Source organism: Spiroplasma cantharicola, assembly GCF_001281045.1.
GTDB lineage: Bacteria > Bacillota_I > Bacilli_A > Mycoplasmatales > Mycoplasmataceae > Spiroplasma_A > Spiroplasma_A cantharicola.
Genome location: NZ_CP012622.1, coordinates 190640 through 207946 on the forward strand (window position 1 = coordinate 190640; position 17307 = coordinate 207946).

Genomic DNA, 17307 nt, shown 5'->3' on the forward strand with positions numbered 1-17307 from the left:
ATATGAGTTATAAAATTTTAGCTTTAGATATGGATGGAACTACTTTCAAATCTTTGGACAATATTGTAATGGAAAATGTTGAACCAATTAATCAAGCAATTGAGAAGAATATAAAAGTAGTTTTTGTAACTGGAAGACCAATTCACACTAAATTGAACAGATTAGAATTATTTAATTTTAAAAATGAAGGAGCAATTTTTGCAGCTTTTAATGGAGCATTAATTTATGATTTAAAAAATAATAAAGCCATTGATGCAAATCCAATTGATAAAGAATTGGCTCTTAAAGCTTTTGAACTTATTAAAACAGACAAAGATTTTAGTGAAATAGAACTTTGAGCATATACTGTAAATGACAAATTAAGTTATATTAATATGCCAATTGAACAAGGTAAAATTTTAAAACACGAAACTTATTTTTTTGATTATGAACCAGTAGTTTTTGATTCAAGTATGGAAATGCTAGATTGTCATAAAATTTTAACAATGAATACTAATATGAAATATGTTGAAAAATTAAGAGAAATTGGTTTAGAAGTTTCTTGAACACAGGGAACATGAGCTGGTGAAATAACTAAAAAGGGAATAAACAAAAAATATGCTTTAGAATTTTTAGCTAAAAAATTTTCTATTAAAAAAGAAGAAATTTTAGCAATGGGTGATGGAGCAAATGATGTTCCAATGTTTGAATTTGCAGGATTGTCAATTGCTCCTGCAAATGCACATGATGAAATTAAAGCAAAGGCAAGTGAAGTATCTCAATATACAAATTTAGAAGGTGCTGTTGCCAAGGCAATTAAAAAATATATACTAGGAGAGTAAAAATGAAAACAAAAAAACCAGTAGTATTGGCAATATTAGATGGGTGAGGAATTGCAGAGCAATCAGTAGGTAATGCAGTTTTTCAAGCAAATATGGAGTTTGTAGAGAGCCTTAAAAAAGAATATCCATGAGTAAGTTCTCATGCAAGTGGAGAATGAGTTGGACTTCCTGAAGGACAAATGGGTAATTCTGAAGTAGGTCACATTCATTTAGGAGCAGGAAGAATTAAATATGAATCACTAACATTAATTAATAAAGCAATTAGTGATAATAAATTTGATTCAAATGAAGAAATTCAAAAAGCAATTAAAAATTCATTAGATAAAAATAGTGCTTTTCATATAATGGGATTATTTTCTGATGGAGGAGTACACTCACATATGAATCATATGTTTGCTACTTTTAGAGCTGCTGCAAAAGCTGGGGTAAAAGAAATTTATATTCATTTATTTACAGATGGTAGAGATACAAAACCAACTGTGGCTTTAAATTATTTAGAACAATTAAATAACTTATTTAAAGAATATAAAGTTGGACAAGTAGGTTCAATTTCTGGAAGATTCTTTTCAATGGATAGAGACAAAAGAATGGAAAGAGTGGCAGAGGGTTATAAATCATTGGTAAATAGAAGTTGTCAAAACTCATTTACAGATCCAGCAGCTTATATTCAATCTCAATATGACTTAGGAAAAGATGATGAAGGGATTTTACCAGCTTATAATAAAAGTTGTGAAAATGGTTATATTAAGGAAAATGATACTGTAGTTTTTGTTAACTTTAGACCAGATAGAGCAATTCAAATGGCAAGTACATTTACAAATAAAAAATATGATGCTTGAAGTGATCCTGCTTTTAAAGATTTAACTTTTTTAGGAGATAAAATCTATTTCTTATGTATGATGGAATATTCTGCTTCAGTTAAATCAAATCATATTGCATTTAAATCAATTGAAGTAATTAATGGTTTAGGAGAATGACTAAGTAAAAAAGGTTATAAGCAATTAAGAATTGCAGAAACTGAAAAAATAGCTCATGTTACTTTCTTTTTTGATGGTGGAAAAGATTACTTTAAAAATGGTTTAGCAACACAAGATGAAATAAAATTAAAAGGAGCATCAATTGATTTAATTGCATCACCTAAAGTTGCAACTTATGATCTGAAACCGGAAATGTCTGCTGTTGAAATTACAGATAAATTAATTGAACGGATAGCTTCAGAAGAATTTGATTTAATTGTTTTAAACTATGCTAACTGTGATATGGTAGGGCATACTGGGGTTTTAGATGCAGCTATTAAAGGTGTTAAGACTTTAGATGAACAATTAAAAAGAGTTTATGAGGCATGTGAAAGTCATGGAGCTACAATGATAATTACTGCTGACCATGGTAATGCAGAAATTATGATTGATGGTGAAGGTGGACCAAATAAAAAACACACAAGTCAACCAGTTCCAATTATAATAACAGATAAAAATATTAAAATTAGAAAAAAAGATGCTGCAATTGCTGATGTAGCAACAACAATATGTGAAATTTTAGGAGTTGAAATTCCAAAAGAAATGACGCAACCTTCTCTAATAATAAAATAAAAAAACCGCTTTTTAATTGAGCGGTTTTTTTATTTTGAAGTAGAAGCATTTGGGTTTTCTTGGATTCCTCAATCGTACATTTTTTTTATGTGCTCTTTTGTTTTATCATTAGAGAATTCATTTTTAAGAGCTAATGATAAACTATGATTGAATATTTTTTTATCTTGGGCCCTTAATGTTTCTTTTACTCCGTTGTTTGTTACTAGTTCTTTCTTATAATTTTTATCAAATTGATATATTTTATATTCGTATACTGACATTCAAAATATATATATTGTGCTCTTTTGAGATTCCATTGAATTGTGATTAAATTTAATTCTTTCAATATCTTGCTCATCTTTTTTTAGATTGTCTCAATCAATTTTTATTTTGTGCTCAGCTCATTCTTTGTATGCTTGAACTAAAAAATCTTCATTTTTGTCAACAGCTAGTTTGAAATTAGTTTCAATTTCTTCGATGTTTTTTGGTTGCTCTGTTGGTATAAAATAGTCTTCATCTTCAATTTCAGGTGTACAGCTAATTATGTTTAAACTTGGTATAGCTGTTAATGAAATAGAACAAAATGCTAATAATAATTTTTTCATAATTCACCTCTATCAAAATTTTACAATAAAATTAAAATTTTTGTGAAATAAATTAAAATATGGTAACTTAAAAGTTTAAAAATTAATGGAGTGTAATATTATTAATATTTTATAAAGAAAATTATTTAATTAAACTTTTGCATTTGGGTTTTCTTGGATTCCTCAATCGTACATTTTTTTTATGTGCTCTTTTGTTTTATCATTAGAGAATTCACTCTCAAGAGCTAATGATAAACTATAATTGAATATTTTTTTATCTTGGGCCCTTAATGTTTGTTTTATTCCGTTGTTTGTCACTAGTTCTTTCTTATAATTTTTATCAAATTGATATATTTTATATTCGCATACCGACATTCAAAATATATATATTGTGCTCTTTTGAGATTCCATTGAATTGTGATTAAATTTAATTCTTTCAATATCTTGCTCATCTTTTTTTAGATTGTCTCAATCAATTTTTATTTTGTGCTCAGCTCATTCTTTGTATGCTTGAACTAAAAAATCTTCATTTTTGTCAACAGCTAGTTTGAAATTAGTTTCAATTTCCTCGATGTTTTTTGGTTGTTCTGTTGGTATAAAATAGTCTTCATCTTCAATTTCAGGTGTACAGCTAATTATGTTTAAACTTGGTATAGCTGTTAATGAAATAGAAGAAAATGCTAATAATAATTTTTTCATAATTCACCTCTATCAAAATTTTACAATAATATTAAAATTTTTGTGAAATAAATTAAAATATGGTAACTTAAAAGTTTAAAAATTAATGGAGTGTAATATTATTAATATTTAATTTATATAAAAAAGTATCTAGATCAAATCTAGATACTTTATAAAGAAAATTATTTAATTAAACTTTTGCATTTGGGTTTTCTTGGATTCCTCAATCGTACATTTTTTTTATGTGCTCTTTTGTTTTATCATTAGAGAATTCACTCTCAAGAGCTAATGATAAACTATGATTGAATATTTTTTTATCTTGGGCCCTTAATGTTCGTTTTATTCCTTTGTTTGTCACTAGTTCTTTCTTATAATTTTTATCAAATTGATATATTTTATATTTGTATACTGACATTCAAAATATATATATTGTGCTCTTTTGAGATTCCATTGAATTGTGATTAAATTTAATTCTTTCAATATCTTGCTCATCTTTTTTTAGATTGTCTCAATCAATTTTTATTTTGTGTTCATCTCATTTTTTGTATGCTTGAACTAAAAAATCTTCATTTTTGTCAACAGCTAGTTTGAAATTAGTTTCAATTTCTTCGATGTTTTTTGGTTGCTCTGTTGGTATAAAATAGTCTTCATCTTCAATTTCAGGTGTACAGCTAATTATGTTTAAACTTGGTATAGCTGTTAATGAAATAGAAGAAAATGCTAATAATAATTTTTTCATAATTCACCTCTATCAAAATTTTACAATAATATTAAAATTTTTGTGAAATAAATTAAAATATGGTAACTTAAAAGTTTAAAAATTAATGGAGTGTAATATTATTAATATTTAATTTATAAAAAAGTATCTAGATCAAATCTAGATACTTTATAAAGAAAATTATTTAATTAAACTTTTGCATTTGGGTTTTCTTGGATTCCTCAATCGTACATTTTTTTTATGTGCTCTTTTGTTTTATCATTATGGAATTCATTTTTAAGAGCTAATTCCAAAAAGAACTTGAATGTTTCTTCATTTTCGGCCTTTAATGTTCGTTTTATTCCGTTGTTTGTCACTAGTTCTTTCTTATAATTTTTATCAAATTGATATATTTTATATTGGTATACTCACATTCAAAATATATATATTTTACTTTTTTGAGTTTCTATTGAATTGTGATTAAATTTAATTCTTTCAATATCTTGCTCATCTTTTTTTAGATTGTCTCAATCAATTTTTATTTTGTGTTCAGCTCATTCTTTGTATGCTTGAACTAAAAAATCTTCATTTTTGTCAACAGCTAGTTTGAAATTAGTTTCAATTTCTTCGATGTTTTTTGGTTGCTCAGTTGGTATAAAATAGTCTTCATCTTCAATTTCAGGTGTACAGCTAATTATGTTTAAACTTGGTATAGCTGTTAATGAAATAGAAGAAAATGCTAATAATAATTTTTTCATAATTCACCTCTATCAAAATTTTACAATAATATTAAAATTTTTGTGAAATAAATTAAAATATGGTAACTTAAAAGTTTAAAAATTAATGGAGTGTAATATTATTAATATTTAATTTATATAAAAAAATATCTAGATCAAATCTAGATATTTTATAAAGAAAATTTTTTAATTAAACTTTTGCATTTGGGTTTTCTTGGATTCCTCAATCGTACATTTTTTTTATGTGCTCTTTTGTTTTATCATTATAGAATTCATTTTTAAGAGCTAATTCCAAAAAGAACTTGAATGTTTCTTCATTTTCGGCCTTTAATGTGTCTTTTATTCCGTTGTTTGTCACTAGTTCTTTCTTATAATTTTTATCAAATTGATATATTTTATATTCGTATACTGACATTCAAAATATATATATTTTACTTTTTTGAGTTTCTATTGAATTGTGATTAAATTTAATTCTTTCAATATCTTGCTCATCTTTTTTTAGATTGTCTCAATCAATTTTTATTTTGTGTTCAGCTCATTCTTTGTATGCTTGAACTAAAAAATCTTCATTTTTGTCAACAGCTAGTTTGAAATTAGTTTCAATTTCTTCGATGTTTTTTGGTTGCTCTGTTGGTATAAAATAGTCTTCATCTTCAATTTCAGGTGTACAGCTAATTATGTTTAAACTTGGTATAGCTGTTAATGAAATAGAAGAAAATGCTAATAATAATTTTTTCATAATTCACCTCTATCAAAATTTTACAATAAAATTTAAAAAGTATATTGTATTTTTTAAATTTTTTAATATTATTTTCTTGAAAGGAAAAATAAAGTAAAATGAGAAAAAAAGAAAGTAACATCAAAAAATTTGTTGATAGAATATTTAATAAAAATAATAAAGCAAATTTTAAAAGAGTTTTTTTATTAGGTTCAATATTTGGGTTTGTTTCGTCTATAACGTTAGCTATATCTTTACCAATAGTATTAAAATCCAAATTAGAGCAGCAAATTTATTTTAAATTTGATAATAACTATTTTTCTTCAAAAGAGGAGATTTATGAATATTCAAAATTAAATGCAATTAATAATAATTATTCTTTTCAAAGTAATATATACATGTTTGATGATGAAATATTCAACACAAAAGATGAGTTAGATTTATATATTGAAAATAAATTTCAATTAAACGAAATTAAAACTAAAAGAAATCCTAATGATTATCTTATTAATAACTCAGGAGAATTGTCTGGATTAGTTAAAACAAGTAGCAATGAAAGTATTCAAACAGTTTATAAAGGAAATAATGATTTGACATATCTTTCAAAAAATGATGCTTTAGAAACTTATACAAATAATTTTCAATTGAATTATGAAATAGATGGTCAACATTATGACAACATTTTTAGTGCCAGAGAACATTATTTAAATGTCAAATTAAAAAATCTAGAGTCAAGTGAATCAAAAACAATGTGTTATGAGCAAGGGGGAATGTGTCAAACACAAGAGCAAATTACTTCTTGATTAAGAAATAACATTTCAAAAGGTTTTGAATACCAAGGAAAAGACTTTTCAAATTTAAATTATCTTGAGTTCTTAGATGCTATGAAAGATTTAGATGAAGAAATAATTAATAGGAATATTCAGCCAGTTTTAAATGCAGATAAATCATCATATTGAGTAACACAACATAGTAAAAAAAGTTTAAGTTATTTTGTTGGTCCAAAATATTTTGAAAGTAATGAGAATGTATCTTCAATTGCAGAATTTAAACCTATTAAATCTTATGATATCAATGCATTAATGTTACCTATATGAGGGTGAGCCTTTGCAATAATTACTACTGTAGTATTAGATTCAAAAATAAAGGATCCAATTGGAAGTGATTATGAAATGATGAATTATTTAAATAACACTTTTGAAACTTTAAATTTAAATAAGGAATTTTTAAATGTATTTAATAGAGATTTTTACTCTATAATATCTAAAAATTTAAAAGATGATTTATCATATGGTTTAGCTGAAATTGAAGATAATGATTTAAGTGATTTTTATAGATTATTAATATCTTTTAAAAGATTTTTGGACTTGACAAAAATATATGATTTATCAATAAAACCAGAAGAATTAGAAAAAAATTTAAAACAAATTGTTGTTGAAATTTTAAACTCCCAAAAAGACTTCATGAATAACTTTATTGATGTTAAAGATAATAAAGAAGGCGCAAATATATTATTAGATGATAGTATATCTTTTGATGATATTTACAGTCTATTTTTAAATACATCCAATTTTTTTAATGATGGAGGAACAAAAAAAATTTTATGAGATATAGCAGAAAAAATATTTAGGGGAGTTGATGCTGTAATGGAAAAAATAGATAAAATTTCAGGAGCAGTTAAACAAGTCAGTGAAAATATTAAGGACTCAGAAAAAACTAAAAATAAAAATGAAAGTGAATTAGAAAAAAATATGCAAAAAAATAAGGAGATGATAACTAATTCATTAGTTAATAATGAAAAAGAATTTATCAATGCAATGGGTTTAGACATTGAAGAATCCAATCTTAGATTTTCTCCTTTGCTTATAGTGTATATTGCTCAAGCAGTATCTGGGGTTTGAAATTTAGGACAAATGTTTAGCTTTATAAGTTTAAAAACATATGAAGCTAAATTAGATAGTAATCAATCTTTATATTATTTCAAACCAACATTTAAATTACCATTATTAAATATTTCTTTTGGTAAAGTAAAAGATCAATCTATTTATACTTTAAATGATGCTCCCTTAAAATATTTTTCTCCATCAATAGATGGAAAGGAAATAAAAGAATTATATGAGTTTGATGGTAAGTATTATAAGGAAAAAAATAAAGCAATTGATGACTTAAAATATTCAATTTACAAAAAGCCAGAAAATTACTTAAAAACAAAGCAATTACTAACTTCAGTTATTAGTAAAGATAATAACTATATGCTTAATCTTCCAAGTATTTGTAATTCAAACTCATCAACACAAGGCTGCTTGCAAAGTTATGAATATGAAAAAAAACTTGCAGAAGAAAAAGAAAAGTATATTTCAAACTTATTTAATAAATTTTATAAAGATAATGGAAAAGAGTATTATCTTGATGGTTTTGGTGGCGGATATGAATCAAAACAAATTGCAATTCAGGAATTGCAAAGAAAGGCTGATGACTCTTCAAATTACAAAGAAATTTATACTTATGAAATGAATAATAATAAAGTATTTAAAGAAACTAAAAAAGAAATTCAAGAATTTATTAGAAATAATCAGATAATAGAATATAAATCAATTATTAATACTGATTTAATTGAAACTAGTTATTATTATAATTTAAAAGAAAATAATGGTTATGATTTTAAAATTTATGAAATGAATTTTTATGGACAAAAGAAATATTTTAGATCTTATTTAGAAGCAATTAATTATTTAGATAATAAAATTAACTATCAAGTTTATGAACTTGATAGAAAACAAACAACTTATACATATAAAGGAATTGAATTTCTAGATGAAAAAAATTTTAAACAATGAATAGATAAACAGATAGAAATTGTATTTGAAAAAAATAATATAGACGGAAGGGGTAGTGAACAAAATGCTAAAACATATTTTAACAGTTTGTGCTATAACTAATTTTTCAACAGCCTCAGTTACTAGCATCACAAATTTTCAAAATACAACTATGTTAGATAAAGAGCAGTTGACAGATTTTTTAAGAAGAGATATTGAAGAAAATAAAGTATATATAGGAAATCAAATTTATAGTGAATATGATAATAAAATATTTACAAGTCAAGAATCTTTAAATGAGTATATCCTATCTAATTCAATAGTTGAGAGTGAATTTACCTCTTCAAATCCAAGCAAAATAATTAAAGATTATGAACACATGACTTTAGATGAGAATAAGATTTATGATATTGACATGGATAAATTTTCACCAATTTATAGAGATGCTTTTGGAAATATTGCTTATACAAGTGATGAGGCTTTGGAAACTTATACTCATGGAGGTCTTGTAAGGCAAAAATATAGTTATGATGAAGAAAATTGATTTGATTCTCCTGAAGAAGCTAAAATTAATCAAAAAAATAATATGAAAATTAACAAATCTCTTTATTATCAATATAATAATAAATACTATAACGCTTTTAATATAAAAGATATTAATAATCTTTTAAGTAATTTTGAAGAAGGTTATTTTGTAAATAAATCAAAAAGCTTAGAGGGAAACCATTTATTACAACCAATTAATGAATATGGAGATAAAGAAATTTTATATAAAAAAATGAAAAGAGAGTTAAAAGAAAATTTCTTAGATAGTTACTATTATAAAGTATCAAAGATGGACTACGTCAATTCTCTTCAATTTGGAATAAAAAATAAAAGTGAATTAAGAATTGCTTTTAAAGGAGAGAGTCAAAGTATTTACTATAGAGGACAATATCCATCAATAATTTTTGCAAATAAATATGAATCAAAAACTGAAATGGTTAATGATTTTAAAGACAAATCAAAATGATCAACAGGTCATGAAGGTTCATGAACTCTTGGAAGAAATTACTGGTATAGAGATTTTGAATTAAAAAAACCTAATGATAATAAAGTATATAAAGCAACTGTTAAATTAGTTCCTAAATTTAGCCATGGTTTAGGTAAAAACAATCCAAGCTTTGATGATTATAATTATGAAGATAAAACAGTTTCTAAAATAAGTACTTATTATGATTCAAGTCAAAGACAATTAGTAGAATCAATAGGTAATTTAAATCAAAGATATTCAATTCAAGAATCAACTAGAGAAGACAAAGCTTTTATGTATGATGCTTGATTTGAAGAATATTTTCAAAAGAATATTACAAACTTCAAGGGTAATGAGAATAAAGGTGTAGATTATTCTGATATTTTAAATGAATATTATATAAAAAATGTAGATGGTAGTGTTTATAAAGATCTGATGTATGATATAAACTATGCAAAAGGAACTAGTTTCTCTTTAATTCAAAGCTATTATGATTGATTAATTGTAAAAAATGAGTTATTAAAAAAACCTATAATAATTGATGGAGAAAAAAAATATCAATTAAAGCCAGATTTTTATGCAACAAGAGAACAATTAGATAATTTTTTACAGTTGCAAGGAAAATTTAATACAGTTTTGAAATACTCTTATGGGGCAACACCAGATTTATCTAGTCCAGATGGAAAACTACTTGCTGATTCATATGAAGAAGCAAGAGAAAAGCAATTTGTGCAAAGTAGTTTAAGTCTTAAAAAAAGATATATAGCTTATGATGTTTTTGGTAAATCAATTGAAAGTGGAAATTCAGAACAAGAAGCTATTAGAGCTTTAAAACGTAATATTGCACTACAATCAAAAATGACACATAAGAAAGAAATCGATTCATGAAATAATAATATTAAAAAATCTTATGATTCAATTATTTCAGATGGAAGATATTTAGTTTATAAATTAAAAGACTTAAAAACTAATTCCTATATTTACTATTCCTCTCAGGAAATGGCGTTAAAGGCAGCTCTTTCAAATGCTAGAATCAATGGAGATGTAAATAAAATGGCAATTGAAAAATATATGTATACATATAGCAACTCTTTAATTGGTGAAGAAATTAGTGTTATTTTTTACAATAATGATATTCAATCAGCAATTGACAAAATTTTATTAAAAACTAATTCTAAAAAAAGAATATTAAATTAATTTTAATTTAACATAATTCTCTAACTATAACATTTTATTTTTAAATATTATGTATAGTTAGAGAATTTTTTATATTCAAATATTTCAATAAAAATCAAAGGTTATTATCCATAAAAAATTATTTTATAAAAACATTATTTATAATTAATAAAATATATTTGGGTTATTTTTTTAATAAAACTTCCTTATTCTCCGAAAATCTTTCAGCTATTATTGGTATTAAAATAACTATAGGCAAAATATATATATGAATTAAAAAAAATCCAGAAAAAAAGGAAGAAACAAATTCAATATTCTTATTTTCATATATTTTACATAATCTAAATATTGCAAATAAAATCATTGTAATATTTAATATTAGTGCAAATAAATAAACAATTATATACATTATATGATAGAGAGTATTTTCTTTATTATTAAAATTATAATTTGAAAATATTGTTAATTTATAAATTGCAACAGATATAAAAATTAGGCCTAACATAATTTTTATATAAGCAATTAATTTTTCTTCTGTATTTAGTTCTATAATTTGATTATTTTTAGAGGTATTTTTTTCCTTTAAACAAAGGTTATTAATTCATATTAATAAGTATTGGCAAAGTGTTATTAAAAGTAAACATACCATAGTTCCAGCCACAATTAGTTCTTTACCATTGACTACAAAAGGATTAAAGAAAAAATAGGGAGTAGAAAGAACATAAATTGGCAAGTCTAATACTCATTCATGATTTTCTTCTATTCAACTAATTTCACTATTTGATGCCTGTTTTATAAAATGTTCAACATCCAAATAATTCATTATTAGCATTCTAATTAAAACAAAAAATAAATAAAATATTGGATAGATTCAACCAATTAAAAGATTTTTCTTATATCAATTGGAAATATCAATTTTCTCTTTTTTCACTATAAAAAAATAATAGATCATAGCTATTAAATAAGTTACTAAATGAGTAGTAACTGTAATAAATCATTTTATAAAAGAATTATATTCATTAGCTCATAAAACTAATGGCAGTTCTTTTGAACCAGATAATGCAGATCAAAAAAGTACCATTGTTAAAGTAAAGTAGCTTAAAAAATTAATTCAAGCTACTTTACCAGGTTTTCACAAGCCTCATTTTCCATTCAAAGCAACAAATAAAAAGAATATAAAAAACATTCAATTTGTTTGTGTAGTTCAAAAAGAAATATCAGCAAATATTTTATTTAATCATCCAAAAAGGTGATATCTAGGAGCTGGATCAATTTGAGCCATGGTTGCAGAAAGCATTAAGAAAGCAAAAAAATAAATAAAAAATATATATCAAGCTATTATTTTAAGTCTATTTTTCATTCTATTTCTCTACCTTTAATTAAATAAATAACTTTGAAAAACCTTTAATTCCAATAATCTTATCAGCCATTATTTACAGCTTTTCTATTTTTAAGAGTTTTTTCAATATGTACAATTGCTTGCATTGATTCATAAACTCCAGAAACTAGGTTTCTTACTTTTGTTGGATAAACACAACAATCACCAGCTGCGTATATTCCTACTACATTAGTTTGCATAGTATAATCTACTTCAAATCTATTTAGATTATTTATATTTAATTTTAAATTTTCAAATTTTTGTTTTTCAATTGTTTGTCCAAATTGAACAATAATTGAATCTAATTCTAATTCTAATTCATCTTTTGAATTAATATTGCTTACTTTTATTTTTTTAACATTATTTTTTTCTTCTTTTATAATATTAACAAAATTGTATGGTGTTAAAAATGCAACTTTATTTTTTTTAGCCTCTTCAATACTTACTGGTTTGGCTCTAAATTCTTCTCTTCTATGAATTATAGTAACTGATTTTGCAATATTATTGCTAAGTTCATTTGCTCAATCAAGTGATGAGTCTCCACCTCCAAATATTAAGACATTATGATCCTTAAAAGCACTCATATTTGTAACTGAATAAAAAATATTGTCATAATCTTTTTCAACAAGGGGAATTGGTTTAGATAAACCCATTCCATCTGTAAAAAGAATTCTTTTATATTTTCTTTTTTGCTTGTTTGAAAATTTAACTTCAAATCAATTATCATGGCCAATTTCTTCTGGTTTAATTATATTAATTTCTAAAACGTATGTATTATAAATTGCAATAATTTCGTTGTCTTCTTTTTTAATAGCTTCATACATTTGATCCATAGCTACTTGTGCTTGTATTTTTGGAATTGCTGGAAAATTATAAATGTATTTTTCAGGGTAATAAGTAGTTACTTGACCGCCATAAGTGTCTTTAGATTCAACTATATCTCCAGTTAATTTTAAATCAGCTGCCATTTTTCAAGCATATAATCCTGCTGAACCACAACCTATTATTAAAATATCTTTAACCATAATTACCTCCAAAATAGTGCAAATTCATTATATCATATATACATATAGGCAAAGGAGTATTGCTAAATGAGATTAGAAATTAATAATCTTGAAGAACTTAATAAGGTTATTGCAGTTATTTTGCCAAGAATTAAGCAAAATTGTTGCTTAATTCTTGATGGAGAAATGGGTGCTGGAAAAACTACATTTAGTAAATATCTACTTCAAGAAATGGGTTTAAAAGAATTAGTAACATCTCCAACTTTTACAATAATGAATCAATATCAAATCAAAGAATTAAAAATAAATCATATTGATGCATATAGATTATCTTTACAAGAAGATGGTGAAATGTATCTAGAAGAAATGATTAATTCTTTTAATATAATTGAGTGAAGTCAAAATTTAGCAATTGATTATTTTAATTATTTTAATGTAATAAAAATTTCAATTGAAATAATTAATGAAAATAAGAGAATATTTATAATAGAGGAGACAAAATAAATGAATCTTTTTTTAGACACAAGTAATAATAAATTAATTATTATTTTAGAAAAAAATAATGAAATTATAGATTCATTTTTTTTAGATAATCAGATAAGAATTAGCGATATTACTATAAATGAACTTAATAATTTATTAAAAAATAATAGATTAACTATAAAAGATATTGATAATTTATATGTAATAAAAGGCCCTGGTAGTTATACAGGAGTAAGAGTAGGGATTACTATTGTAAAAACTTTAAAAACATTAAATAATAAATTTAAAATATATGTTTTATCTTCTCTTGCTTTTCAAGCATCAACTAAAAAAGTAATAAGCATATTGGATGCAAAAGGAAAAAATATATATCTAGGAATATATGATAAAGGAAAAAATATTATTGAAGATCAGTTAGTGCCTTTAGAATATCTTAAGGATTTTGAACAACAGTTTTTAAATTTTCGCTTAGTTGAAGATTATAAAGAAATTGATTTTAAGGAATGCTATTTACAAACAAAAATATTCTTTCAAGAAATAAAAGAAATAAAAGATATTAAACCATTGTATATAAAGAGTTTTATATAGGAGAGAGAGTTTTTAGATATGAAAGAAATTAATAAAAGTTCAAATATGCCAGCATGGGCTTTAATTTTAATAATAATTTTATTTATTATTGGCTTAATAGTATCAATCTGAGGAGCAGCTTCTGTTTTTAAATTAAAAAATAATTTAGAAAATAATGATATTAAAAAAATTTTCAAAAATAAAGAAATAATAAAATATGAGAATGGTTTTAAAAATGAATCAGGTATTTATGCCTTAATTTTTAATAACTTTAATTCAAAAGAGTATTTTTGACCTATATTAATATTTGAGAGCACTAAATTTAGTCAAAGTGCACTAGAAATTATTGATAAGATTGAACAAAAAAAATATAAAAATATTGAAGACTATATGCAAGAAAATGGGCTAAATAAGACAGATATTAGATTTATACAATTAGAAGAAAATATTGATTATGAGAAACTTAAATACTGAATTAAAAAAACTAAGACAGATATTAGAGGGTTTAATAAGTAAAATATTTTAGAAACTCTTATATATTTAAAACTTAAAAATGGTATTGTAATAAAAAATTTTCCATTATATAATAGAAATGTGGAGAATTTTAAAATGGAACAAAATCAAATTATAGGGTTGTTATTAATAGTTATAGGATTATTAATAATTATAGGTTTTGGATATTGGGCCTATTATGCCAAAAATAAAGCTAAAAATAATTCAAATTTTAAAACTGGAAATCAAGAAAGTCAAACAATTTGAGAGTTTACTAAAAAAAACTTTCCTATTTTTGTTGCGATTTTTGGTTTTATAATGGCTTTTACTGGTTTAATGATGATGTTCTAGTTAGCAACCACAACAAAAAAAAGAAAAAGAAAGGGAATTAAACTATATGAAAAATGTTTCTCAAAAAACAGGTGAGAAATCTTCAAATAAGTTTGTTGCTAAAATGAAGAGTATGGGTAAAAATATTATGCCTACACTTTCAAAATTAAGTAAAGCATTCTTATTACCAATTGCACTTTTACCAATTGCAGGTGTTTTTCTTGGTGTTGGTGCAGCAATTTCATCTAATGCCTCTGATGGTACATTCCTATTTTATTTTGGATCACTTCTAAATAAAATGGGTGATGTGTGTTTTGGAAATTTACCAGTGTTGTTTTGTATTTCTGTAGCATTAGCATATACTAAGGATTCAGGTATTGCAGCGTTAACAGCTGTTGTTGGTTTTCTGGTTATGAATGGAATGCAAGCTGCATTATTACATACTAATTCAGTTGAACAAAGTACAGTTTATGTGCAATTGCAAGATAATAGTTGACATCAACTTTATTCACAAGTTGCAGGTCAAGATAATAAATGATGGATTGACTGAGAAAATTTAAATTTTGGATTACAAGATATTGCAAAATATGTTAGCGCTTCAAGCAAAAATATTGCTGAAGCTGGAGAAGGTGTAGCAATTAATTCAAATCTTGAATATATTGATGCAGCTGGAAGTGTTTATTATTCATTACTATGAATTAATTGAATTCCAAATGGTTTAATAACTTCAAATATTGGAGTTAATTCATTAAACACAGGAGTATTTGCAGGAATCTTTGTTGGAGCAATTGCTGCCAAATGCTACAATAAATTTCATGATACACAATTACCTTCAGCAATAAGTTTCTTTAGTGGAACAAAATTAGTTCCAATTATAACTTTTGTTGCAGTTATTCCATTATCATTTATATTTATGTTTTTATGACCATATTTAGGTATGGGACTAGCAGCATTTGGACAAGCTTCTGGAAAACTTCCATACGGAGTTGATTCATTAATTTATGAAGTTGCTGAACGTTCATTAGTGCCATTTGGATTACATCACGTATTCTATGCACCACTATGATGAACAAATGCAGGAGGTTCAATTGCTGAAGCATTTGAAAAAACTGTTGATCCAATTGTTCAACAACAATTTGCTGATTTATGAGCAAAAAATCATGATGCAATGGGATTGTTAGGAACAGCAGATCCAAAATTTGACCAAATTAGAAATTTAATAAGTACAAATTACACTGACTTATGAAAATCTATGGGTGACCAAACAATGGCTTATAAAGTTATTGCAAATTCAGATGTATTAAACTTTAAAGACTTGGATATTTTAGGTTTAAATATTGGAAGATTCCAAGCAGGTAAATTTGGATTTATGTTATTAGGTTTACCAATGGCTGGATTAGCTATGTGATTAAATGTTCCAAAAGAAAATCGAAAATCAGTAATGGGAATTTATTTCTCAGCTTCATTTACTTGTTTCTTAACAGGTATTACAGAGCCAATTGAATATACATTCTTATTCCTAGCACCATGATTATTCTATGGAGTACATATGCCACTAGCTTCAATTTCATTCCTACTATCTGGACTATTTAGAACTCACGTTTCTATGACAGTTTCAGGAGGATTTATTGATTATGTAGTATTTGGTTTAATTCCATTCTTTGGTAATAAAGCTATGAGTGCAACATCAGTATTTGCCATTCTAGGAGTAGCAGGTATTATGGCACCAGCATACTTCTTCTCATTCTACTTTGCAGTAAAATATGGAAATGTAATGGTTCCAGGAAGAGATGGAAATAGTGATGTTAAATTAGCAACTAAAGCTGACTATAAAGAAGCAAAAGGATTAAATACTGATGACACTAAAATTGAAAATAATAAAAGTTCATCAGAAAATGCAAGAATTGAAAAGGCCACAAAGATTATTGAATTTTTAGGTGGAGAAGCAAATATTGTTGATATTGATGCTTGTGCAAGTCGTTTACGTGTAACTGTAAAAGATGGAAGTGTTGTTGACAAGGAGGGTATTATTTCCTTAGGAGGAGCTAATGGAGCTCTAATTAGAGGAACAAATGTCCAAATTGTTTATGGTGGAGAACAAGAGGCCATTAAACCACGTATGATAAAAGTATTGGGCCAACAACGTAAAGCAAAAAAAGATAAACAAGTTTAATTTGTAAAATTTCATTTAAATATAATATAAACCTTATTAGTATATTTTCCCCAATACTAGTAGGGTTTTTTAT

Annotated in this window: 16 protein-coding genes; 9 read left to right on the forward strand and 7 right to left on the reverse strand. The window is 24.9% G+C overall.

Annotated features, from left to right (window positions below; genetic code table 4):
- Positions 1–2 precede the first annotated feature (2 nt).
- A complete protein-coding gene (locus tag SCANT_RS00850) occupies positions 3–821 on the forward strand; it encodes a Cof-type HAD-IIB family hydrolase (protein WP_053945838.1) in 819 nt (272 codons plus the stop codon).
- A gap of 2 nt (positions 822–823) precedes the next feature.
- Complete coding sequence (gpmI, locus tag SCANT_RS00855; protein WP_053945839.1) at positions 824–2410, forward strand: 2,3-bisphosphoglycerate-independent phosphoglycerate mutase; 1587 nt, start codon at positions 824–826, stop codon at positions 2408–2410.
- Between the two features lie 29 nt (positions 2411–2439).
- On the opposite strand, the gene SCANT_RS00860 is transcribed toward gpmI, so the two are convergent.
- From SCANT_RS00860 to SCANT_RS00880, 5 genes are all read right to left on the reverse strand, one after another.
- Positions 2440–2994, reverse strand: a complete 555-nt coding sequence (locus tag SCANT_RS00860) for a hypothetical protein (protein ID WP_053945840.1) — start codon at positions 2992–2994, stop codon at positions 2440–2442.
- Between the two features lie 129 nt (positions 2995–3123).
- Positions 3124–3672, reverse strand: coding sequence for a hypothetical protein (locus SCANT_RS00865; protein WP_053945841.1), 549 nt, complete (start codon positions 3670–3672; stop codon positions 3124–3126).
- Between the two features lie 169 nt (positions 3673–3841).
- Positions 3842–4390 carry a hypothetical protein gene (locus tag SCANT_RS00870; RefSeq protein WP_053945842.1) on the reverse strand — a complete coding sequence of 183 codons (549 nt, stop codon included), beginning with the start codon at positions 4388–4390 and terminating at the stop codon, positions 3842–3844.
- 167 nt (positions 4391–4557) lie between these two features.
- Positions 4558–5106 (reverse strand): hypothetical protein, encoded by a 549-nt coding sequence (locus tag SCANT_RS00875; RefSeq protein WP_053945843.1) that lies wholly within the window; start codon positions 5104–5106, stop codon positions 4558–4560.
- A 169-nt stretch (positions 5107–5275) separates the two neighbouring features.
- Positions 5276–5824, reverse strand: a complete 549-nt coding sequence (locus SCANT_RS00880; protein ID WP_053945844.1) for a hypothetical protein — start codon at positions 5822–5824, stop codon at positions 5276–5278.
- Positions 5825–5922: 98 nt separating this feature from the next.
- On the opposite strand from SCANT_RS00880, the gene SCANT_RS00885 reads away from it, so the two are divergent.
- Positions 5923–8742 carry a hypothetical protein gene (locus SCANT_RS00885; RefSeq protein ID WP_053945845.1) on the forward strand — a complete coding sequence of 940 codons (2820 nt, stop codon included), beginning with the start codon at positions 5923–5925 and terminating at the stop codon, positions 8740–8742.
- Positions 8705–10828, forward strand: coding sequence for a hypothetical protein (locus SCANT_RS00890; RefSeq protein WP_053945846.1), 2124 nt, complete (start codon positions 8705–8707; stop codon positions 10826–10828). The genes SCANT_RS00885 and SCANT_RS00890 overlap by 38 nt, the downstream gene beginning before the upstream one ends.
- 163 nt (positions 10829–10991) lie before the next feature.
- On the opposite strand, the gene SCANT_RS00895 is transcribed toward SCANT_RS00890, so the two are convergent.
- Complete coding sequence (locus SCANT_RS00895; protein WP_053945847.1) at positions 10992–12167, reverse strand: hypothetical protein; 1176 nt, start codon at positions 12165–12167, stop codon at positions 10992–10994.
- A gap of 59 nt (positions 12168–12226) precedes the next feature.
- Positions 12227–13210 carry an NAD(P)/FAD-dependent oxidoreductase gene (locus tag SCANT_RS00900; RefSeq protein ID WP_053945848.1) on the reverse strand — a complete coding sequence of 328 codons (984 nt, stop codon included), beginning with the start codon at positions 13208–13210 and terminating at the stop codon, positions 12227–12229.
- Positions 13211–13276: 66 nt separating this feature from the next.
- Between SCANT_RS00900 and tsaE the strand changes: the two genes are divergently transcribed.
- The 5 genes from tsaE (at position 13277) to SCANT_RS00925 (ending at position 17234) form a co-directional block, all read left to right on the forward strand.
- A complete protein-coding gene (tsaE, locus tag SCANT_RS00905; RefSeq protein ID WP_053945849.1) occupies positions 13277–13693 on the forward strand; it encodes a tRNA (adenosine(37)-N6)-threonylcarbamoyltransferase complex ATPase subunit type 1 TsaE in 417 nt (138 codons plus the stop codon).
- Entirely contained in the window at positions 13694–14260 is a 567-nt protein-coding gene (gene tsaB, locus SCANT_RS00910; RefSeq protein ID WP_053945850.1) for a tRNA (adenosine(37)-N6)-threonylcarbamoyltransferase complex dimerization subunit type 1 TsaB, read from the forward strand.
- Positions 14261–14278: 18 nt separating this feature from the next.
- Positions 14279–14755 (forward strand): hypothetical protein, encoded by a 477-nt coding sequence (locus SCANT_RS00915; protein WP_053945851.1) that lies wholly within the window; start codon positions 14279–14281, stop codon positions 14753–14755.
- Positions 14756–14848: 93 nt separating this feature from the next.
- Positions 14849–15082 carry a hypothetical protein gene (locus tag SCANT_RS00920; protein ID WP_053945852.1) on the forward strand — a complete coding sequence of 78 codons (234 nt, stop codon included), beginning with the start codon at positions 14849–14851 and terminating at the stop codon, positions 15080–15082.
- Between the two features lie 103 nt (positions 15083–15185).
- Positions 15186–17234, forward strand: coding sequence for a PTS transporter subunit EIIC (locus SCANT_RS00925; RefSeq protein ID WP_407696238.1), 2049 nt, complete (start codon positions 15186–15188; stop codon positions 17232–17234).
- The last annotated feature ends 73 nt before the right edge of the window (positions 17235–17307 follow it).